This window comes from Pseudomonas syringae CC1557 (assembly GCF_000452705.1).
Lineage (GTDB): Bacteria > Pseudomonadota > Gammaproteobacteria > Pseudomonadales > Pseudomonadaceae > Aquipseudomonas > Aquipseudomonas syringae_F.
This window is the reverse complement of record NZ_CP007014.1, coordinates 5,654,861-5,677,009: the sequence shown is the minus strand read 5'-3', so window position 1 is coordinate 5,677,009 and position 22,149 is coordinate 5,654,861. Positions and strand designations below refer to the sequence as shown.

General features: G+C 58.3%; 17 protein-coding genes. 14 read left to right on the top strand and 3 right to left on the bottom strand.

The annotated features are described in order from the left end of the window. Positions 1–285 precede the first annotated feature (285 nt). Positions 286–1,212, top strand: coding sequence for a LysR substrate-binding domain-containing protein (locus N018_RS25005; protein WP_024644651.1), 927 nt, complete (start codon positions 286–288; stop codon positions 1,210–1,212). A 21-nt stretch (positions 1,213–1,233) separates the two neighbouring features. On the opposite strand, the gene N018_RS25000 is transcribed toward N018_RS25005, so the two are convergent. Further along, on the bottom strand, positions 1,234–1,851 hold the full coding sequence (locus N018_RS25000) for a reprolysin-like metallopeptidase (RefSeq protein WP_025391039.1): 618 nt from the start codon (positions 1,849–1,851) through the stop codon (positions 1,234–1,236). 402 nt (positions 1,852–2,253) lie between these two features. On the opposite strand from N018_RS25000, the gene purE reads away from it, so the two are divergent. From purE to N018_RS24980, 4 genes are all read left to right on the top strand, one after another. After that, positions 2,254–2,745, top strand: a complete 492-nt coding sequence (gene purE / locus N018_RS24995) for a 5-(carboxyamino)imidazole ribonucleotide mutase (RefSeq protein WP_003340324.1) — start codon at positions 2,254–2,256, stop codon at positions 2,743–2,745. A 9-nt stretch (positions 2,746–2,754) separates the two neighbouring features. Continuing rightward, on the top strand, positions 2,755–3,837 hold the full coding sequence (locus N018_RS24990; protein WP_024644653.1) for a 5-(carboxyamino)imidazole ribonucleotide synthase: 1,083 nt from the start codon (positions 2,755–2,757) through the stop codon (positions 3,835–3,837). Positions 3,838–4,128: 291 nt separating this feature from the next. Beyond that, a complete protein-coding gene (locus N018_RS24985) occupies positions 4,129–4,374 on the top strand; it encodes a GlsB/YeaQ/YmgE family stress response membrane protein (RefSeq protein ID WP_002555896.1) in 246 nt (81 codons plus the stop codon). Between the two features lie 83 nt (positions 4,375–4,457). After that, positions 4,458–4,991 (top strand): DUF3299 domain-containing protein, encoded by a 534-nt coding sequence (locus N018_RS24980; RefSeq protein WP_024644654.1) that lies wholly within the window; start codon positions 4,458–4,460, stop codon positions 4,989–4,991. A gap of 25 nt (positions 4,992–5,016) precedes the next feature. Here the strand turns inward: N018_RS24980 and N018_RS24975 are convergent, their stop codons facing one another. Both N018_RS24975 and N018_RS24970 read right to left on the bottom strand, forming a co-directional pair. Beyond that, a complete protein-coding gene (locus N018_RS24975; protein WP_025391038.1) occupies positions 5,017–5,928 on the bottom strand; it encodes a D-hexose-6-phosphate mutarotase in 912 nt (303 codons plus the stop codon). 91 nt (positions 5,929–6,019) lie between these two features. Beyond that, positions 6,020–6,421, bottom strand: a complete 402-nt coding sequence (locus N018_RS24970; protein WP_003378389.1) for an acyl-CoA thioesterase — start codon at positions 6,419–6,421, stop codon at positions 6,020–6,022. A 430-nt stretch (positions 6,422–6,851) separates the two neighbouring features. On the opposite strand from N018_RS24970, the gene N018_RS24965 reads away from it, so the two are divergent. The 9 genes from N018_RS24965 (at position 6,852) to N018_RS24925 (ending at position 22,139) form a co-directional block, all read left to right on the top strand. Next, positions 6,852–8,141 carry an MFS transporter gene (locus N018_RS24965; RefSeq protein ID WP_024644656.1) on the top strand — a complete coding sequence of 430 codons (1,290 nt, stop codon included), beginning with the start codon at positions 6,852–6,854 and terminating at the stop codon, positions 8,139–8,141. A gap of 165 nt (positions 8,142–8,306) precedes the next feature. Beyond that, complete coding sequence (locus N018_RS24960; protein ID WP_024644657.1) at positions 8,307–9,305, top strand: phosphate ABC transporter substrate-binding protein PstS; 999 nt, start codon at positions 8,307–8,309, stop codon at positions 9,303–9,305. A 133-nt stretch (positions 9,306–9,438) separates the two neighbouring features. Further along, positions 9,439–11,724 (top strand): ABC transporter permease subunit, encoded by a 2,286-nt coding sequence (locus N018_RS24955; RefSeq protein ID WP_025391037.1) that lies wholly within the window; start codon positions 9,439–9,441, stop codon positions 11,722–11,724. Between the two features lie 69 nt (positions 11,725–11,793). After that, positions 11,794–13,410, top strand: coding sequence for a phosphate ABC transporter permease PstA (gene pstA, locus N018_RS24950; RefSeq protein ID WP_195757211.1), 1,617 nt, complete (start codon positions 11,794–11,796; stop codon positions 13,408–13,410). A 93-nt stretch (positions 13,411–13,503) separates the two neighbouring features. Next, positions 13,504–14,310 (top strand): phosphate ABC transporter ATP-binding protein PstB, encoded by an 807-nt coding sequence (pstB, locus tag N018_RS24945; RefSeq protein WP_418903459.1) that lies wholly within the window; start codon positions 13,504–13,506, stop codon positions 14,308–14,310. Between the two features lie 71 nt (positions 14,311–14,381). Next, positions 14,382–15,143: a phosphate signaling complex protein PhoU gene (gene phoU, locus N018_RS24940; RefSeq protein WP_024644661.1), complete on the top strand. Its 762-nt coding sequence runs from the start codon at positions 14,382–14,384 to the stop codon at positions 15,141–15,143. Between the two features lie 204 nt (positions 15,144–15,347). Further along, positions 15,348–16,238 carry a response regulator gene (locus N018_RS24935; protein ID WP_025391035.1) on the top strand — a complete coding sequence of 297 codons (891 nt, stop codon included), beginning with the start codon at positions 15,348–15,350 and terminating at the stop codon, positions 16,236–16,238. 214 nt (positions 16,239–16,452) lie between these two features. After that, on the top strand, positions 16,453–21,078 hold the full coding sequence (locus N018_RS24930) for a deaminase domain-containing protein (protein WP_025391034.1): 4,626 nt from the start codon (positions 16,453–16,455) through the stop codon (positions 21,076–21,078). Between the two features lie 158 nt (positions 21,079–21,236). Further along, positions 21,237–22,139: a peptidoglycan DD-metalloendopeptidase family protein gene (locus tag N018_RS24925; protein ID WP_025391033.1), complete on the top strand. Its 903-nt coding sequence runs from the start codon at positions 21,237–21,239 to the stop codon at positions 22,137–22,139. The last annotated feature ends 10 nt before the right edge of the window (positions 22,140–22,149 follow it).

Sequence of the window (22,149 nt, the reverse complement as noted above, 5' to 3'; positions counted from 1 at the left end):
GTCTCAGAAGAGGCACGGACAATGCCGGAACGCCACGAATAGTGGTCTTGCCGGATAAAATTGACCAATGCTGTTAAACGCTAGCCTATGCAATAACGGCATAATGAGGCTGTGACCTGGATCGGTCTCGGTGCGTAAAGAAGGCAAATTGTCGCACCCGGTCTGCACTTGTCTGCCAGCGAGCGGGGTCGGATCATGTATCTGCATTGCGTTGCCGGTCGTCCCAACGAGACCGTTTGAAACCGATGCCTTGCGAGGCTGCCATCCAATGTCCGGGAGGACCTGATGAATCTGGAAAGCAAATGGCTGGAGGATTTCAGCGCCCTGGCTGCCACTCGCAGCTTTTCCCAGGCGGCCGAGCGCCGTTTTGTGACCCAGCCGGCGTTCAGCCGGCGCATCCGCAGCCTGGAAGCGGCGTTGGGGCTGACCCTGGTCAATCGCTCGCGCACACCCATCGAACTGACGGCCGCCGGACAGCTGTTTCTGGTTACGGCGCGCACGGTGGTTGAGCAACTGGGTGAGGTGGTGCGCCATCTGCATCATCTGGAAGGCGGGCAGGGCGAGGTCATGCAGGTGGCTGCGGCGCATTCGCTGGCACTCGGCTTCTTTCCGCGCTGGATTGCCCAGTTGCGCAACGAGGGGCTGAACATTGCAACACGGCTGGTGGCGACCAACGTTGGCGACGCGGTGCATGCGCTTCGCGAGGGCGGTTGCGATCTGATGCTGGCGTTCTACGATCCTGATGCTGCGTTGCAGATGGATGCCGAGATTTTCCCGTCGTTGCATCTGGGGCATACCGAGATGTTGCCGGTGTGCGCTGCCGATGGCGAGGGGCAGCCGTTGTTCGACATGGAAGGCGAGGCCAGTGTGCCGTTGCTTGCCTATAGCGCGGGTGCCTTCCTCGGGCGTTCGGTGAATTTGCTGTTGCGTCAGCGCAATCTGCGCTTCACCACGATCTACGAAACGGCGATGGCTGACAGCCTGAAAAGCATGGCGCTTGAGGGGTTGGGCATCGCCTGGGTGCCGCAGTTGAGCGTGCGCGCCGAACTGGCGCGCGGTGAACTGGTGGTGTGCGGCGGACCGCAATGGCACGTTCCGCTGGAGATTCGCCTGTACCGCTGCGCGCTGGTGCGCAAGGCCAATGTGCGTCTGCTGTGGCGCAAGCTTGAGAGTGCAGCGGCACCAGGCGAAGCGAAAAGCGGCCTGGCGTGATTGCGCACGCCGGGCCACTGTTCAGTCCATGGCAGGTATGTTGTCTATGTAGTTGCGGATCAGCTGTTTGTTTGCATCGCTGAAGTAATAGCAGGGGATGATCGAGGTTGTGGAGGACCACCACATGGTTGTCTGACACGGGAAGCCGGTTGCCGCCTCATGCGTGGCACCAAACAGATGGCCGATCTCGTGTGGCAGAGTGTTGTAACCTTTGAGGGACGCCATTGCGATGTGATGGCTTTTTGCCGATGCGCCGTGTACTGCCCCGTTGATTTTATTGGACGTTATCAGCACATATTTATGCCGCTCCGAAGGGCGCGGCAGGTTATTTCTGTCTGCGTATTCGATGCTTTCCTTGGACAATTGGTATAGCAGCTCTCCCAGTTCCTCCCCGCGATAGGCAAAGTCGGTAAGACCTGGTTCATTTTCGATGAGCGTGACTGTTGTCCTGCGATCGGTGATTTCCTGCAGCTGTGCGAGCAGGGGATTTACGTAGCTATCTGCCAGCTCAGCGCGTTCATGTCTTGTCAGTTGATCGTGCATGATCAGGAACATTCCAAGATTGGGACCTTCGGCGCTGGCAAACGGCAGGTAAAAAAAGACGGCCAGTGACAGCCAGATTTTCAGTGTGTTCTTCATGGGTACGTTCTCATCCTTGAGAGTCAGGTTAAATAGCGACTTCAAATGTCGCGAAGGCAGTTAAGCAAATACAGTGTGTGCCTGACAGTCGCACTCTGCTCCTTACGCAGTAGGGCCGGGCCTGCAATGGCGTAAGACGTGCCGGTTAACGTGTCGGCGTTTTAGTGTGACTTCGGCAGGAGTCCGTTTCCCATGGCGAGTGCCAGTACCGCATGCCTCGACGTCTTGCAGGGCTACTGACAGAAGGTGATCGCAGGTGCTTTAAACGCACTACTTTGCGGTATACTGCGCGGCCTTTGGCCGGCTAAATCGGTCACTATTCGTACAGCAAGCCACGCCGGTCCCCCCGCGTGGCTTGTTGTTTTAAGACGCGCCTGCGGGCGCCCGATGAGAGGCACGACGATGAGCGCACTGGTTGGCGTGATCATGGGCTCCAAGTCCGATTGGTCCACCCTTAGCCACACCGCCGACATGCTGGAAAAGCTCGGCATTCCTTTTGAAGTCAAAGTGGTGTCAGCCCACCGCACGCCGGACCTGCTGTTCCAGTACGCCGACGAGGCAGAAGGCCGTGGCATTGAAGTGATCATCGCCGGTGCCGGTGGTGCTGCTCACTTGCCGGGCATGTGCGCCGCCAAGACTCACCTGCCTGTCCTGGGCGTTCCGGTGCAGTCCTCGATGCTCTCGGGTGTCGACTCTTTGTTGTCGATCGTGCAGATGCCGGCCGGTATCCCGGTGGCGACCCTGGCCATCGGCAAGGCGGGTGCGATCAACGCAGCGCTGCTTTCAGCAAGCATCCTCGGCGCCAAGCACCCGCAATTCCACGCAGCGCTGAAGAAATTTCGCACTGAACAGACAGACAGCGTCCTGGACAATCCAGACCCACGCCACGCCTGAGGTTTTTCCATGAAGATCGGTGTAATCGGTGGCGGCCAGCTCGGTCGCATGTTGGCATTGGCAGGTACGCCACTGGGCATGAACTTCGCCTTTCTCGATCCCGCGCCGGATGCCTGCGCAGCTGCACTTGGCGAGCATCTACGTGCCGATTACGGCGATCTCGATCATCTACGCCAGTTGGCGGATGAAGTCGATCTGGTGACCTTCGAGTTTGAAAGCGTTCCGGCTGAAACCGTGGCGTTCCTGTCGCAGTTCGTGCCTGTTTACCCGAGTGCCGAAGCATTGCGTATCGCGCGTGATCGCTGGTTCGAAAAGAGCATGTTCAAGGACCTGGGCATTCCGACCCCGGCGTTCGCCGACATCCAGTCGCAAGCCGACCTGGATGCCGCTGTGGCCAGCATCGGTCTGCCCGCTGTTTTGAAAACCCGCACGCTGGGCTATGACGGCAAGGGCCAGAAGGTTCTGCGCTCGGCGGCCGATGTAATCGGTACGTTTGCAGAGCTGGGCAGCGTGCCTTGTCTGCTGGAAGGCTTCGTGCCGTTCAGTGGGGAAGTCTCGTTGATAGCCGTGCGTGCGCGTGATGGTGAAACCCGCTTTTACCCGTTGGTCCACAACACGCATGACAGCGGCATTCTGCGTCTGTCCATTGCCAGCACCGATCATCCGTTGCAGGCACTGGCCGAAGACTATGCCGGTCGTGTCCTCAAGCAACTGGATTACGTGGGTGTGCTGGCGTTCGAGTTCTTTGAAGTCGACGGCGGGCTGAAGGCCAACGAGATTGCACCACGTGTGCACAACTCCGGTCACTGGACCACGGAAGGCGCCGAGTGCAGCCAGTTCGAAAACCACCTGCGCGCCGTGGCCGGCCTGCCTCTGGGCTCTACAGCCAAGGTCGGCGAAAGCGCCATGCTCAACTTCATCGGTGAGGTCCCGGCAGTGGACAAGGTCATCGCTGTTGAGGATTGCCATCTGCACCACTACGGCAAGGCGTTCAAGGCTGGCCGCAAAGTGGGCCACGCGACTGTCCGCAGCGTCGACCGCGCCACGCTGGATCGTCAGGTGAAGTTGGTAGAGGCGCTGATCAAAGCCTGATCAGGCCCGGGGCTATCGTGCCAACGCGGAGCATTGGCACGATAGCCAGTTGGACGTGTGTATAACCACGAGCGCAGAGCGTGCGGAACGAATGCTTCTGCGTTGAAGCGCCGTTCGAGACGCCTGGCCCTCAGCTCCGGATCGGTTCAGTTCCGTCATTCATGAAGAATTCTCCACCTCGCTTCAAACTCGCCACTTCGCCGGAACCATTCCCTGATACTGTTCTCAGATAGCAGTAAGTCGGGGCTGCTATTGGCTCGGGCATGTTCACTTAATACAGAGGGAAATGGCATGGGTATCATTGGAACCATCTTTATCGGCCTGATCGTTGGTCTGCTGGCTCGCTTTCTGAAGCCGGGCGACGACAGCATGGGCTGGATCATGACCATCGTGCTGGGTATCGCCGGTTCGCTCGCTGCCACTTATGGCGGTCAGGCTCTGGGTATCTACCAGGCAGGCGAAGGTGCCGGTTTCCTGGGCGCGCTGGTAGGTGCAATTATCCTGCTGGTCATCTATGGCATGATCAAAAAGAAATAACGCTAATGCGTCGGCCCTCTGTTTTACAGTGCGCAGAGGGCTAGAATGCGCGGCAACTTTTCTCCCCTTTGCCGAGCTTTATCATGCGTCGCTTCCTGTTGATGACTCTTCTGCTGGTGTCCGGGCTTGCACATGCCCAGTTGCCGGAAACCGACTGGCTTGAGCTGATGCCCAAGTCCGATCAAAAAGCCCTCGAAGCCATGCCCGAGATTGATCACAATTCTCCGGAAGCCATGGGTACGTTCGACAGTAAGGGTGGGTTGAAGCAGAGCAAGGGCCTGCCTGCGGTCATGTATTCGACCAAGACTGTCCCGGCCATGAATGGCAAGACCATTCGCCTCGGGGGTTACCCCGTCCCCCTCGAAACCGACGCCAAAGGTCATAGCACGCTGTTCTTTCTTGTGCCTTATCCCGGCGCGTGCATCCACGTTCCGCCACCGCCGCCCAATCAACTGGTGCTGGTGCGCTACCCCAAGGGGCTGAAGCTGGATGATATCTACACACCGCTGTGGGTCGAAGGCACCCTGAAGATCGAGAAGGTCAATAACGACCTGGCCGATGCGGCGTATGCAATGGATGCGTCAAAGGTCCGCGTGGTGGTTGAGTCGGACCTTTGATGGCATGGCTTTGATCACTGTCTGATCAGAGCGCTTCACTCCAGACACTCACCCCCAGCACGTGCATCTGGTCCGGCGCCAGCGTGACCACGTCGTCCAGCACGTTGGCGGTTTCGACGCAGACCATGCGCTGCCAGCCGTCGGCGGCCATGTCGGTGAATTTGCCGGTTTTCTCGATCCAGGGGTTCCAGAGGATGGCTGATGCCGAACCGGTGCTGCGGATGTGGATGCGTCGTTGCCACTCTGGGTCGACGATGCTGAGTACGCCAGGCGTGTCCTTATAGATACGGTCGGTTTCGCCGGTGAAGGTCAGGTCGCCCGCTTGTTCGCGCTGTTCCCAGTTTTCCAGGGTTTCGATGTAGGTCAGGCCGTCGAGCCCTTCGACCCTGACCTGGCGCACATCGCTGACGGCGAAGTAGGTATGCAGCGCCTGGCTGAAGGTCACCGGTTCGGTGCCACAGTTGTAGCTGACCAGACTCACATTCAGTGCATGGTCGAGGCGGATGCTCAGCTTCAGGGCAACGTTGTGCGGCCAGCCGGGCAACTGGCCTTCGGCCTCTGGAAGGACGAACTCCACCAGCAGTGCGTCGCCATCTGCGCCAATACCCAGCAACTGCCAGTCCAGCGCTCGCACTTCGCCATGTGCCTTGGCGGGCTCGCTGCTGTCGCGCATGGACTGCACGCTTTGCGGGTTGCGCTCCAGATTACCGAACCACGGCCAGCAGATCGGGATGCCGGCACGGATCGGTTTGCCTTTCTTGAATACGGCTTCTTCGTTAAGCCAGACCAGCGGCGGCTGCCCAGCCACTTGATAGCTGAGGATGTGTGCGCCTTGCTGGGCGACCAGCAACTCTGCCTCACCGTGGCGGATACGCCAGCAATTCAGCTCATCGTACTGGACGGATTCAACGAGGGGTTCAACCGGGGATGTTGGCATGCAAAGTTCTCACTCAAGGACCGTGACGAAAATAGACCGCTTCACGCTCGGTGAGTTTACCCGTGCAGCCAATCCATGGCCGAGCGACAATTTACCGTCGCGCGGGAACCGAGCGTGTCCGGCCGCTGGAATCGATGGCCACAAAGACGAATGCGGCCTCTGTCACCTTGCGCCATTCGCTGGTAACCGGGTCATCGCTCCACACTTCGACCATCATCTTGATCGACGTGCGACCGACTTCCAGCGTGCGGGTATAAAAGGAAAGCTGCTCGCCGACTGCGACCGGCACCAGAAACGCCATGCGGTCAATCGCAACGGTTGCCACACGGCCGCCCGCTACTTTACTGGCCATCGCTGTACCGGCCAGGTCCATCTGGGACACCAGCCAGCCACCGAAGATATCGCCGAAGCCATTGGTTTCGCGGGGAAGGGCGGTGATTTGCAGTGCAAGGTCGCCTTGCGGAGTTGGATCTTCTTGTTCGAGCTCGATCATGCCTAGGGTGCCTCTGACCCATGACTCTCATTATTGTGTGTCGCGATTAACAGGTGCCATTCAAAACCACGAGCATGAACATTAAGCGTTCAGCTCTGAAAAGGGCCCAAGGGAAACTCTGCGAAACCCGCTGACTCAGACGTTTTCGCACAGCTTCCCACAGCTGCTGACGACCCGGGAGTATATCGGGCGTTGACCCATAGAACGACCGTCGGGTTCTCATTTCGTGTCAGTGCAGTTCTTGCCATGTGTTTTTTGAAGCAATTTGCTATCTTGCGGGACCCCTACAGGTAACAAGACTGCCTGTACACGCAATTTTGGTGCCTATCTGCACAGTTGCCCCGGACATTCGCTTCTGCACGCCACCCCGCAGCAGCCAGCGTTGCTGTCGCTCGCCCTTATCGAAGAACAAGCAAAGAGAAGCCTTGTCATGTCATCTGTCCCTCCAAGTTCCACGCAGCCAGCGCGGCCTTTGACCCGCAGCGATTATAAAACCTTGTCGCTGTCTGCTCTGGGTGGCGCACTCGAGTTTTACGACTTCATCATTTTCGTGTTCTTTGCGGCGGTGGTCGGCAAGCTGTTTTTCCCGGTCGACATGCCCGACTGGCTGCGCATGATGCAGACCTTCGGCATTTTTGCCGCCGGTTATCTGGCGAGGCCGTTGGGCGGCATTATCATGGCGCACTTCGGCGATCTGCTGGGGCGCAAGAAGATGTTCACTCTGAGCATTTTCATGATGGCCGTGCCGACCCTGATCATGGGCCTGCTGCCGACCTACGCACAGATCGGCATGTGGGCCCCCATCCTGCTGCTGTTGATGCGGGTGATTCAGGGCGCAGCCATCGGCGGTGAAGTGCCGGGCGCCTGGGTGTTCGTGTCCGAGCATGTGCCTGCACGTCGTGTCGGTTACGCCTGCGGCACGCTCACGGCGGGCCTGACAGCGGGTATCTTACTGGGCTCGCTGGTCGCCACCGCGATCAACAGTATTTATACCTCGGTTGAAGTGTCGGACTACGCATGGCGGATTCCTTTCCTGCTGGGTGGCGTATTCGGCCTGATGTCGGTGTACCTGCGTCGTATGCTGCACGAGACTCCGGTGTTTGCCGAGTTGCAGCTGCGCAAGGCCCTGGCCGAAGAGGTGCCGCTCAAAGCGGTATTGCGTGATCATCGTGGTGCCGTTGCACTGTCGATGCTGATGACCTGGCTGCTGTCGGCGGGCATTATCGTCGTGATCCTGATGACACCGACCATCCTGCAAACCATTTATGGTTTCCCGGCAGCCACGGCGCTGAAAGCCAACAGTCTGGCGATTGTGTTCCTGAGCATCGGTTGCATCGCTGCCGGTGCGCTGGCGGATCGTTTCGGTGCAGGCTGGGTGTTTCTGCTCGGCAGCACCGGCCTGCTGGTCAGCTCGTGGACGTTCTATCACATCCTCGGCAGCAATCCCGAGGTGCTGTTCCCGCTGTATGCGTTGACCGGCCTGTTCGTCGGCACCATCGGTGCGGTTCCGTATGTCATGGTCAAAGCCTTCCCGCCGGTGGTGCGCTTTTCCGGGTTGTCGTTTTCCTACAACCTGGCCTATGCCATTTTCGGCGGTCTGACGCCAATGGTCGTGACGTTCATGCTCAAGAGCAGCCCGATGGGGCCGGCGTGGTACGTCGCGATTCTGTGTGGCCTGGGCATGGCAATCGGCGTGTTCCTGCTGGCAAAAAAGCGTTGATCGACAAGGCCTGAAAGCGCCTCACGTATCGACACACTGAAAGGCTGTCACCCACTCCGGGGTGATGGCCTTTTCATCTTATTGTCATAATCAATTCATAGAGTGGTCACAAGCCTGACCGAGAAGGCTTGTGGACACCTACATACCCTGCCGGGAGCGCAAGGAATGACCTTCAAGAGTTTGCTGACTGCATTGACGTTGGTTGCCGCCGGAGTTGCGGCAGCCAATACGTTCGCTGCCGTCGACCCTGCCATCAAGGCCTATACCAAGACCGTCGGTGTGTCGGGCAATCTCTCCAGTGTCGGTTCCGATACCCTGGCCAATCTCATGACCTTGTGGGCCGAGGCCTACAGGAAAGAATACCCGGGCGTGAACATTCAGATTCAGGCGGCCGGGTCGTCTACCGCACCGCCTGCATTGACCGAAGGGACCGCCAATCTGGGGCCGATGAGCCGCAAGATGAAAGACGGCGAGTTGTCCGCTTTCGAGCAGAAGCACGGCTACAAACCGACCGCCATTCCGGTGGCCGTAGATGCGCTGGCAGTCTTCGTTCACAAGGACAACCCCATCAAGGGTCTGACCTTGCAACAGGTCGACGCGATCTTCTCCGCGACCCGGCTGTGCGGCGCCAGGGCTGATGCGACAACCTGGGGTGATGTAGGCGTGACCGGCGATCTGGCGGGCAAGCCGATTCAGCTGTTCGGCCGTAATTCGGTGTCGGGCACTTACGGTTATTTCAAGGAAGAAGCTCTGTGCAAAGGCGACTTCAAAGCCAACGTCAATGAACAGCCCGGCTCGGCTTCGGTGGTCAGCGCCATCAGTAATTCGCTTAACAGCATTGGCTACTCGGGTATCGGCTACAAGACTTCAAACGTGCGGGCTGTGCCGCTGGCGAAGAAAGAGGGCGGCGAGTTTGTCGAAGACAGCGAAGCCAACACCCTGAATGGCACGTATCCGCTGTCGCGCTACCTGTATGTCTACGTGAACAAGGCACCTAATCAGCCGCTGGCGCCACTGGAAGCAGAGTTCGTGAAGCTGGTGTTGTCCAGACAAGGCCAGGAAGTCGTTATGAAAGACGGTTACATTCCGCTGCCCGCTCGCGTTGTGGAGAAAACCCTGACAGACCTTGGCTTGCAGAGCTCCAGTGGTGTAGCGGCCAGATAAAGATAGGCGAGGCTCAATGGACTGGCCTTTACACAGCTTGAACAGTCCGCCGCCGGTTTTCATGGGCAGCGGGCTTTTTTGCGTCATCTCGTTGTAATGTTTTTGTAATACAAGGCGGTTACGGTGTTTGCGCATGAATGAATGGGTCAAACCTTCGATGAATCAGAGTTCGCCTCCCGAGCGTATCGACTTCAATACGCCTGCGATGGTGCGCAAGCGTCGTGTTCGTGCGTTCAAGGATCGGCTGACTCACTGGTACGTCGCGGTGGGCGGCCTTGCCGTGCTGGCCGCCATCACGCTGATCTTCTTCTACCTCGCCTATGTCGTCGCGCCGCTGTTCAAAGGCGCAAGCCTGACCGCCGAACCTGAGCTGAGTGCCGCCTGGATGCAGGATGCCGGCAAGCCACTGATGATTACCATTGAAGAACAGAACCTGATCGGGATGCGTATTTCCGACAAGGGCGAAGTGATCTTCTTCAACATCAAGGATGGCGCAGAGTTGCAGCGTATCGCCCTGCCACTTCCGCCGGGCGTATCAGTCGCCTCTATCGGCAAGGACCAGCCCGGTGCGCCATTGATTGCGCTGGGGTTGTCCAACGGCCAGGTGCTGGTGTTCAGGCACTCTTACCTGACGACCTACCCGAATGATCAGAAAACCATCACCCCGAGTGTCGCCTGGCCTTTCGGCGAAGCACCGTTGGTGCTGGATGAGGACGGTCGAGCGGTCGAGCATGTGACCGTCAGCTCGGACGGCGAGAGCCTGAAGCTGGCAGGCTCTACGGGCACCCAGTTGCATGTTGTCTCGATTGAACAGAAAGAAAACCTGATGACCGGCGAGATGACTCGCGAGCAGACTCGCATCGAGCTGCCGCAGACGTCCGCTGCGGTCAAGGCGATCTACATTGATCCGCGTCAGCAGTGGTTGTACGTGATCAATGGCCGGGCGCAGGCCGACGTTTTCAGCCTGCGTGATCGCTCCCTAAATGGTCGCTACAAACTGCTGGAAGACGGCAACGCCGAAATCACTGCCAGCGCTCAATTGGTCGGTGGCATTTCGCTGATTATTGGCAATTCCAGGGGCGGCCTGGCGCAGTGGTTCATGGCTCGGGATACCGACGGCGAACAGCGTTTAATGCGCATTCGTGATTTCAAAATGGGCAGTGCGCCTATCGATCAGATCAAGGCAGAACAGCGTCGTAAGGGCTTTATCGCGCTGGACACTACGGGCAGGCTGGGCGTGTTTCACAGCACCGCTCACCGTACCTTGCTGGTCGAAAAGGTCGCCGACGGCCCCGGCATTCTGGCGTTGTCACCGCGCGCCAATCAGCTTCTGATCGAAAGTGGCGGCAAGCTGCTGCCGCTGGCGCTGGACAACCCGCACCCGGAAGTGTCCTGGAGTTCGTTGTGGGGCAAGGTCTGGTACGAGAACTACGACGAACCCAAGTACGTCTGGCAGTCCACGGCGTCCAACTCCGATTTCGAGCCCAAGCTGAGTCTTGCGCCGTTAACCTACGGCACCCTGAAAGCTGCGTTCTACGCCATGCTGCTGGCCGCGCCGCTGGCTGTTGCGGCGGCGATCTATACCGCCTATTTCATGGCTCCGGGGATGCGTCGCAAGGTCAAGCCGGTGATTGAGTTGATGGAAGCGATGCCGACAGTGATTCTCGGCTTCTTTGCCGGGCTGTTTCTGGCGCCGTACCTGGAAGCTCATCTACCCGGTGTGTTCAGCCTGTTGCTGCTCACTCCGATAGGCATTCTGCTGGCAGGGTTCTTCTGGACCCGCCTGCCTGACACCATTCGCCTGCGGGTGCCCGACGGCTGGGAAGGGGCGATTCTGATCCCGGTCGTGCTGTTGGTGGGCTGGTTCTCGTTGAGCATGAGCCCCCACCTGGAGAGCTGGTTCTTCGGCGGCAACATGAGCATGTGGATTCGTGAAGAACTGGGCATTACCTACGATCAACGCAACGCGCTGGTGGTCGGCATTGCGATGGGCTTTGCAGTCATCCCGAACATTTATTCGATTGCCGAAGACGCCGTGTTCAGCGTGCCGCGGAGCCTGACCCTCGGTTCTCTGGCGCTGGGTGCGACGCCGTGGCAAACCCTGACGCGGGTGGTGATCCTGACCGCCAGCCCGGGCATTTTTTCGGCGTTGATGATCGGTATGGGACGGGCGGTGGGGGAAACCATGATTGTGCTGATGGCCACCGGCAACACGCCGATCATGGACATGAACCTGTTCGAAGGCATGCGCACGCTGGCGGCTAACGTCGCCGTGGAGATGCCTGAGTCGGAAGTGGGCGGCAGTCATTATCGGGTACTGTTCCTGGCTGCGTTGGTGCTGCTGATGTTCACCTTCGTGATGAACACCTTCGCCGAGCTGATTCGTCAGCGTCTGCGCAAACAATACTCGTCGCTTTAAGGAAGCTGGAAGGTCTTGAAACGGAACTCATTCAAAAGCTGGCTGAAAAGCGGCGCGCCAGGCGTCTGGATGAGTGCGGGCGCCGTATCCATCGCGGTGATCATGACCATCGGGCTGCTGGCGGTCATCGCCGTGCGCGGTCTAGGGCATTTTTGGCCTGCGGATCTGGTGTCTGCGCAGTACGCAGTGCCCAATCAGCAGGCCCATGTACTGATCGGCGAACGGGTCGAGCAGGAGCAGGTGCCCCGTGCGCGTCTGAAAGGCGCAGGCTTCCCGGTGCCTGATCAAGGCCCTGAGTTCATGACTCGCGAGCTGTATAAGGTCGGCAACCGTGAGCTTAACCCCAGCGACTTCACCTGGGTGATTGGCGAGTGGCTGACCGAGCAAAGCAACCCCGTCGAGTTGATGACGCTGGAGCGTCGCGAGTGGGGCAACTTTTACGGTTATCTGGTCAATGTGAAAGAAAACGGCAGGATCGTGGCCGAAGGCGAAGCGGCCTGGCCGACCCTGCAAGCGCGTATCAAGCGCGTCGAAACGCTGGCTGACGACCTTTACAGCCTGGAAAAGAAAGACATCGGGGCTATCAACCACGGCATCGAACGTCTGCGTTTACAGGCACGCAAGCTGGAGCTGGCCGGCAGGCTCGATGCCGCTGCGCAAGCTGACATGGCGGCAGAGCGTGCCGAGCTGGACGCTCGCTACAAGGTTATCGAAGAGCGTCTTGGCGGGCTGCATCAGGCCTTTGATCGAGACAGCCTGACGGCGCGTGACGCTGAAGGCAAAGAGATCGAAATCAGTCTGGGCAAGGTGGTGCACGCTTATCAGCCCAATGCGATGAGCACCTTCACCAAGCTGGGTTTCTACTTTCAGAAGCTGTGGGAGTTTCTCAGCGACGATCCACGTGAAGCCAACACCGAAGGTGGCATCTTCCCGGCGATTTTCGGCACGGTGATGATGACCCTGATCATGGCGGTCATCGTGACGCCGTTTGGCGTGCTGGCGGCGGTTTACTTGCGTGAGTACGCCCGTCAAGGGCCGGTGACCCGGTTGATTCGTATCGCCGTGAATAATCTGGCCGGCGTACCGGCGATTGTGTACGGAGTGTTTGGCCTCGGGTTTTTTGTTTACGTGCTGGGCGGCTCGGTGGATCGTCTGTTTTTCCCCGAAGCGCTGCCAGCGCCGACCTTTGGTACGCCGGGCTTGCTCTGGGCATCGTTGACACTGGCGCTGCTCGCGGTCCCGGTGGTGATCGTGGCAACCGAAGAAGGGCTGGCGCGCATTCCGCTGACCCTGCGCGAAGGCTCGCTGGCGCTGGGGGCCACCAAGGCCGAGACGTTGTGGAAGATTGTGCTGCCGATGGCCAGCCCGGCGATGATGACCGGCCTTATTCTGGCGGTGGCCCGTGCAGCCGGTGAAGTTGCACCGTTAATGCTGGTCGGCGTGGTCAAACTGGCGCCTTCGCTGCCGCTGGATGGCAACTATCCTTACCTGCATCTGGATCAGAAGATCATGCACCTGGGGTTTCATATTTACGACGTGGGCTTTCAGAGCCCCAATGTCGAAGCGGCGCGTCCGCTGGTATACGCCACTGCGTTGCTGCTGGTGCTGGTTATTGCCTTGCTCAACCTGTCGGCGGTCACCCTCCGTAATCACCTGCGGGAAAAGTACAAGGCGCTCGACAATTGATTCCGGATTTGCGTTTGAACAAGCAGGGCGGCCACATGAAACGAATGGTTCGCACAGGAGCAATCCATGCAGCACGATAGCCGGACACATGGTATGAGGATGTCGGCCCCGAGGCGTCACAAACATGGCCTGGATCCGGCCGACGAGACCGTGGCCATCGAAGTGCCGGGTCTGAATCTGTTTTATGGCGAGAAGCAGGCGCTGTTCGATATCGCCCTGAATATTCCGCAGCAGAAGGTCACCTCGTTCATCGGCCCGTCCGGGTGCGGCAAGTCGACATTGCTGCGCTGCTTCAACCGGATGAACGAGCTGGTCGACGGCTGCCGTATCGACGGCGCGATCAACCTGTACGGGCACAACATCTATACCAAGGGCGAGGAAGTCGCTGAATTGCGTCGCCGCGTCGGCATGGTGTTCCAGAAACCGAACCCGTTCCCCAAGACGATCTACGAAAACGTGGTCTACGGGCTGCGTATCCAGGGGATCAACAAAAAACGCGTACTCGACGAAGCGGTCGAGTGGGCTTTAAAGGCTGCTGCGCTGTGGGACGAGGTCAAGGACCGGCTGCATGAGTCGGCGTTGGGTTTGTCTGGCGGTCAGCAGCAGCGACTGGTGATTGCCCGAACCATCGCCGTGGAGCCGGAAGTCCTGCTGCTTGACGAACCCTGTTCGGCACTAGATCCGATTTCGACCCTGAAAGTCGAAGAACTGATCTACGAACTGAAATCCAAATACACCATTGTGATCGTTACGCACAATATGCAGCAGGCGGCTCGGGTGTCGGATTACACTGCTTTTATGTACATGGGCAAGCTTGTCGAGTTCGGTGACACGGATACCCTGTTCACCAACCCGGCAAAAAAACAGACTGAAGACTACATCACCGGTCGTTACGGCTAGGACGTGCTTCGTCAGACCTGAACCACCGCTGCGTTTTCGCAATTAAACCGGACGTTCCAAGGACACCCAGCATGATCCACAAAGACAGCCATACGCATCACATATCCCAGCAGTTCAACGCGGAACTCGAAGACGTTCGCAGCCATTTGCTCGAAATGGGGGGTCTGGTCGAGAAACAGGTCAACGATTCGGTCACAGCACTGATCGAGGCCGACTCCGGCCTGGCGCAGCGTGTGCGTGAGGTCGACGACCGGATCAACCAGATGGAGCGCAACATCGACGAGGAGTGCCTGCGCATTCTGGCTCGTCGTCAGCCTGCCGCGTCCGATCTGCGTCTGATCATCAGCATTTCGAAGTCGGTGATCGATCTGGAGCGCATTGGTGACGAAGCCACCAAGATTGCCCGGCGTGCGATTCAGCTCTGTGAAGAGGGCGAGGCACCACGCGGTTACGTCGAAGTGCGCCATATCGGCGATCAGGTGCGCAACATGGTGCGCGATGCGCTGGACTCGTTCGCCCGCTTCGACGCCGATCTGGCCTTGTCGGTTGCGCAGTACGACAAAATCATTGACCGCGAGTACAAGACAGCCCTGCGCGAGCTGGCGACCTACATGATGGAAGATCCACGCTCGATCTCCCGCGTGCTGAACGTGATCTGGGTGCTACGCTCGCTGGAGCGCATCGGTGATCACGCCCGCAACATCTCCGAGCTGGTGATCTATCTGGTACGGGGTACCGACGTGCGGCACATGGGTCTCAAGCGCATGAAGGAAGAAGTACAGGGTATCTCGAGCGAAACCGCTAATGTTCCGCGCGACGCTGACGATAAGTAAGATTGCCTGCGAGAAAAACGCCCGGCATGCGCTGGGCGTTTTTTATTATGCAGCGCAGTATTTTTCATCGCCTGCGGATTAAATGTCGCGGCGTAGTCAATCAATATGGCTGTTGGCTACTAGTCAACGCTATGCTTGCCGAAACAAAGGGCGTGTTGGCATACCGCAGTTCGCCTACAGGTGAACACGTCCGCAGGAGCGTCGATGAGTAAAGTCAGTGTATTGGTGGTGGATGACGCGACTTTCATTCGCGACTTGGTCAAGAAAGGGCTGCGCAATTATTTTCCCGGGATCCATACCGAGGATGCAGTCAACGGCCGCAAGGCTCAGGTCTTATTGAACAAAGAAGAGTTCGATCTGATTCTGTGCGACTGGGAAATGCCCGAGATGTCCGGCCTTGAGCTGTTGGCGTGGTGCCGTGAGCAAGATAACTACCTGAAGACCGTGCCGTTCATCATGGTGACCAGCCGTGGAGACAAGGAAAACGTCGTTCAGGCGATTCAGGCAGGCGTGACCGATTTCGTCGGCAAGCCGTTCACCAACGAGCAGCTGTTGACCAAGGTCAAGAAAGCGTTGGCCAAGGTCGGCAAGCTGGATGCGGTCATGTCTACAGCGCCGGCGCGCATGAATTCGCCGCTCAATGACTCGCTGAGCGCATTGACCGGTGGCAAGGCAGAGGTGGTGCGTTCCGCTTCTTCCGCGGCACCTGCCAGTATCGCCAAGGCTGCGCCTGCTGCGGTCAAATCAGCAGCGCCTACTGGCCGGGGACAAGGCCAGTTGCGCTTGCCCGGTGGCACGCAGTCTTGCGTGATCAAGGCGCTGACCCTCAAGGAAGCGACGCTGGTGGTACGCCACAGCGAGCATGTGCCGCAAGTACTCGAAAGCGCGGTGCTGGACCTTGAACAGGGTGAAAGCAACGAAGTTGCACGCCTGAACGGCTACCTGCACTCGGTTGCCGCGTTCGAGCAGAAGCCCGACAGTGAATGGCTGCAGGTGTCTTTCCGTTTCGTCGACCAGGATGCGCAGAAGCTCGACTATCTCTCGCGCCTGATCGCACGCGGCACGGCGCAGAAGCACTTTATTCCCGGCGCCTGATGCACATGCCCGTCGCTGCTTGCGCTTCACCGGCGCAGGAGCGATGTGCGCAAGCCCGGACGTCATCGTCCCTCTCGACATCAGCTCAGCCTACGCCCTGCGATGAAGCTTCCTGCGTCACGCATGCGTTTATGTCTATTTCGTGGTGAAGCGTTTTTCTATTTAGTTTTTCCAGTCGCATGGATTCATGCAAACAACTACTGGAAAAATTTCAATGACTTTAACCACGCTTCAATCAAACCCCGTCCCCACGGCCGTCGTGGCCAAACGCTCCTATCTGGGTCTGTTCTGCCAGGCGCTGGCCGGGCTCACGCCTGGTACCGAATACCGCGACAAAGCGCTGCTGAGTTCACTCAACCGGCAATTGGCGATGCCCGATGTGCAGGCATTACTTGCCCGCAAGCTGGCGGCGATACCCCGGGACGAATGGACCGACACTCAGCTTCAGGCGAAGCCCTCAGTGGCCATGGCGTCTCCGAGCCGAGGCGTGTACCTGCAAAAGATGGCGGCCCGCGTCGTTAATCCACGCAATGAGGCCTGGCTGGACGCCGCCATTCAGGACGCAACCAGCGCACCGGGCATGCGTGCGCTGTCGTTGGCGATCAGCCTCGGCTCCGAACATTCAAGACTGTCATTTGACTCTTTGCTGGCTCTCGCTGCGGTATTACTCATGCCTGTGCTGGGTACGAGCATGGAGCTGGATGAGTCGCTGCCTGACTTTACGCAACTGAATGTAAAGGTTCCTCGTCTGCGTGACTGGAGCACTGTGCGGAATGCCAATGACCTGTTCCGTCAATCAGGCATCGAAATACTCTGCTCGCCAAGCGAGAAGGGCACGGTATTGCGCTTTACAGCCCGCGAGACGTGGCGCGCCCTGATCCAGACCGCACACTTCAAGTCGGCCTTCGCACCTTTGCTCAGTTACATGGATTGGTATGGAGGACGTCTTGGAGAGCAGGCCTCACCGCGTATTACTCAGGCAATCGCCGGACGCGTCATCGTGGATCACTTTGTCGGGGCGGTGCAGTGCAATGGCGAACCCCTTGAAACATCCTTGCGCCGCGGCTGGGTCAGCGAACAGGGCCACCTGCAGCTTCGTGACAAGGTTCGTTTGCTTATCAGTGATCACTATCCTCAAGCCTCACCCGGCACCCTCGACATGCTGCATTACCTGTTTTTGCGCGAGACGATGCCTGAGTTGCTGGTTGAAGGCGTGCCGGATCATCTTCAGTACGGGCGCTCGCTGCAAAGTGTCGCGTTCATTCAGGGTGTCGCACTGGTTGAAGCGCTAAGTCCGGGCCTGTCGCAAGTCACGCCTTACGATGAGCTGATTCAGGTCAGCTCAGGGTTTGCCCAATCGAGCGATGCCGATATCCATGCGCTATGGGCAAGGACGCTGATTGCCCCGGCGCTGCGCTATGCCAGTGCCCACGGAGCCATTCAGGTGTCGGACGACGACATCCGCCAGGCTACCGGCGAGCAGATTGGCCAGGCATTGACGTATCTGAAAGCTCATCAAGACCAGCATGCCCAAGAGCTGCACAGCTTGCTGGCGATAAAGCCCCCGGACCGAAAAGACCTGGCGCAAAAGATGCTGAGGGCGGCGAACGTTCCTCACTTGCTCTGGGATCAGAGCGTGAAGATCAAGCATTGGCCGGTCTTGCAGGATCACGGCTTCACTGTGGCGTCATCGTACTCTGTCGATCGCCTTGCTGCGGTTGGCCGGCCTCAGGCATCGGTGGTGGAACTGGTAATGATGGGCGAGGTGTACATCGAGGGGCAGCCCACGGTTGCGCAAGCCTACGCCACTGCGTTCGATGCCTATCAACAGGCACTGGTCAGCGCCGAGGCCAGAGTCATCAAGCGTCAGTTGTCCGAAATGCAGACGGGTGATCAGGAGACTTTGCTCACGTCCACCTGTGAACTGAGTCGTGTGCGGTTCGGTTCGCAAGAAGGCACCCAGGGACTGTTTATCCGGTGTCAGCCCGGCAACCGTCTCAATAAATTTGATGAACATTCGGTACGAGAGCGCTTTTTCGAGCTGATTCCGGCAGCCGGCATCGCTGGCGAGGCTCGTCAGAAATTTACCTACGCGGTCGACGGTGTCACATGGTCACGTCCCATTTCGATGATTGAAGCGTTCGACCACAAGGCTGCCCATGAGCGGCGAATCGAGAAAGCCAGAGTCACCCCGTTGTTGCCAATGGACAGCGATGCTTACCTGACAGGTACTGTGTCGCGTTCCTCGCAGGCTTTTCATCAACCGCAGAAAGGCACGTTGGTTCCGTCTGCCGAACTGGTCTATCTGGCTGGAGAGAGCATGCAGACCGGCCTGGAAGCATTGGCCAACAAGGCCGCAGGGCACTTGCTCGCCGGCTTTCTGGAGCAGAGCAACGCCGAGCACACGCATGAAACCGAGTGGGAAGAAATCTGGGCGAAGGAGCGCGAGTATGCGGATATCGCTGCGCGCCTGATCATTCCGTTTTACGGGTGTATCAAGGATCTGTCTGGGGGTGATTACTCAGGCGGCGTCATATTCAACTGCGTTATGGATGCCGCGTTTGCGCTGATTCCCTTGGGGCAGTTTGCCGGCTCGACTGCGCGGATTGTGCTGCGCGCTGGCGAACTGAGTGTTGAATCGGTGGCCAGGCTGACCCGCAGGGCGGTCACCACGTTGATCAAAGGGCTGGCAGAACAGAGTGCGGTGTTCGCAGTACGTGATCTGGGCAAGCTCGGTTTGAAAATGAGTGCGCTTGGCTGGACCAGACTGCTGGATGAGCTGCCATTGCTGCGCGAAGTATTTTCTTCGCGCGCTGTACTCGAAAGCAGCGTCAGTCTGGATAAAGGGGTGTATCGAGTCATCGAAGGCGCGCAACACCCGCATCCTGTCGAGGGGTTGTTAGCCCGTGTCGATGGCGGTTCTGGTGCAATAACCCGCGATGTCGGCACGTCGCAACAGCCTGACTTCAGGCTGCTGGACCCGCACTCGGACAGTGTGTTCGGGAAGAGGCTGACGGCCGTGGCGCCTGGGCATGAAGCAGAGTTCTCAACATTCGCCGCCGGAGAATCCATTGGCGTTGATTGCTATCCGCCGGTTGCGCCGCTTACCTCGCTTGAAGACGGGATACATGAACTGCGTGTCGCTGAGGGTTGCCGCGTGCAGGCCCTCGAAAGGGAGGAGGGCGTATTTGATATTCTGATCGATGATGAAATCTATCATCTGGACGCCAATTCACCTGATGCGGCCTTGCGCAAGCTGACGGCGGAAAAGCTTTCTGCACGTTCGGCGATGATGCATGAAGCCGAAAATATCTGCCGGGTTCGACGTGATCTGATACCGGTGCCCTGTAGCACAGGGGTGAAGCTGGTAACGCCTGTGCCTGAGCGAATACCTGAGGGTTCAACATCCCCGACACGCATTGGCAAATACCCTAGCAATGCTGTGGCCGCCCGCGAATTCGGTCTTGCCAGACTGTCGCTGGGTGCCGATTCCGCAGCGCCGGACATTGATGCATTCGTCAACGAAGGCAAGTTCTGCAAATGGGCTGATTCGGCTGAATCATCAACCTCCGGGCAAATACCTGCCGTGAAAGTCGTCGTGCCGCTTTCGGACGTTGAACGGGCACTTTTTGCGCTGCCTGAAGCGCCGGCTTATCTGCCAGAGTTTTCCGGCGCGCTGACTGCTGACGGGCTGTTGGGTCTGCCAGAAAACTTTCCGATGCAGGATGTCGCCTGGATACATCGATATTTACCTGTGATCGAACTTGGGCCAATCGCTGCGGGCGTTGCGGATACCCGAACTCTGCGGGGCATCCCACTTGATATAGAAGGCACGCCGTGGATTTTCATCGAGCCGGACACTGGCGTTTTTTATAAGGCGGCCGCTTCTGAAGGTGCGCTTGACTTGCAGTTTTCGCGTGTTACCGAAGCTGCGCAGACCAATGAGTACATGAGGATCTCCGAACAGTATCGACTGGTTCGCGAGTTTTCCGATGCCGGGAAGGATCGGGAAAACATTGCACGTTTGCTGTTTGATTTGCTGGACGTGGCAGAACGACCTAAATGGGGTTTTATCTGGAAGCGTCCGGTCAGGAACTATGATGAGTACGTGCGGTGGTGCAAGGCCAGTCAAAACCCGAATGATCTCTTGATATTTGCGGGCAACATCCTGTCTGGCGAAGCTACCCAGAAAAAATTCGTAGAACTTGCCAGAAACAGTATTCCGGACTTCAAGAAAATCGCTCAGCGAAGCCTGCCAGAGCAACAGCACGTCGTTGAAGTCCTCAACCATCTGCTGCCTACACAGGGTTCTCCTGAAGAATGGGAGCGGTTGAGCCTGGAAAATATCATGACGCCCAAGGCATCCAGAAACATAATGAGACAAACCAAGGGAGCGAACCTGTCTTTTCTGCAGGCCTATACCGAGTCCGGCGACCGGATCGTGTACTACGCACTTTCCGGAGGAAACAAGGCCAAAGACCTGAAGTTGCAGCTGGATGTTGCCGAGGATAGCGAGCGAGTCATCAATAAGGTGATTTATCGTGACGCGCGTGCGCGCATGGCAGGGCGTCAGCCAGATCCAGGCTTTACCAGCTTGCCGGTAGTCAGGGACGCTGATCGTATAGCCGTCAGGAAATTCCCGCGTCATCTTGATTCGGAAAGGCTGATTGCGACGGTCTTCAAGGAGGACATGGCGTCAACCAGACTGACTCATATCAAGGTGTTTACGGTGCTGGACACGTGTCGCTCCTGTGGCGGCTTCGTTCTGCCTCGCTTGAAACTCGACTTCCCTGGCGCGCATTTCTCCGTGACGTATCTGAAGCCTTATCGGGCTTCTTGAGTGCGTCAGATTTGCGCGGTGTCGCAAAACACCGCGTACGGTGCGTCGGGCGTGCCTTCGGTGGTGCCTATGTATGTCCGATTGATACCGCCAAATCCTATTCTGCCGGCAAGGCTGCTAGGCTTGGCATCCTGTGCCCTTGAACCCGAATGTTTCTGATGCTTGAACGCCTGCTTATCCTGTTTGCCCTGACGTTGACTGTGCAGTCGGCTGGCGCTGTCACGATCTATAAATTCACCGACACCCACGGCGTCGTGTCCTTCTCGGACCGGCCGACGCCCGGTGCGTCGGTGATGGTATTCAGGGACCGAATGGTCGAACGTATCGATCAGCAGGTGCACCTGAGTGTCCGGCGTGAAAGAGGTGTGCACAGCCTGTATGTACGCAACGACCTGTATGCCCCGGTCGAGGTCGAGGTCAAGCTTTCGAGTGTGACCAACGTACTGGGTGTTGCGGGCTCGTCGACGACGCTACGCCGCACGATCCCGGCGCGCAGTAACCAGCGCGTAGTGGTCCTGAGCCCCAAGGTGGCGAGCAAACCGATGAATTACGCGTCGATGCTGACTTCCACGCTGGGCGATCCGAAAGGCTCGGTGCAGGCCTACAAATACCCGTTGCCGTGGATCGGCGGCCCGTTTCGTCTGACTCAGGGGCCGAATGGCAAATACAGCCATTTCGGTATCAAGGGGCGTTACGCGATGGACATCGCCATGCCCGAGGGCACGCCGATCATCGCGGCGCGGGGCGGCACGGTAGTAAAAGTCGAAAACAGCCAGTCGGGTCGTGGCTCCAATGCATCAGGCAACTTTGTGCGGATTCTGCATGAAGACGGCACGATGGGCGTTTACCTGCACCTGATGCAGGGCTCGGTGAGTGTCAGGGAAGGCCAGCGCGTCAGCGTCGGTACAGCGCTGGCACGCTCGGGCAATACCGGCAACAGCACCGGCCCGCACCTGCACTTTGTGGTGCAGCGCAACAACGGCAGTGAACTGGTCTCCATCCCCTACGAATTCGCCACACCGGTGCAGAGCCTGCCCAATTTCGCGGTGGGCGGGAATTAGCGCGGTTGAC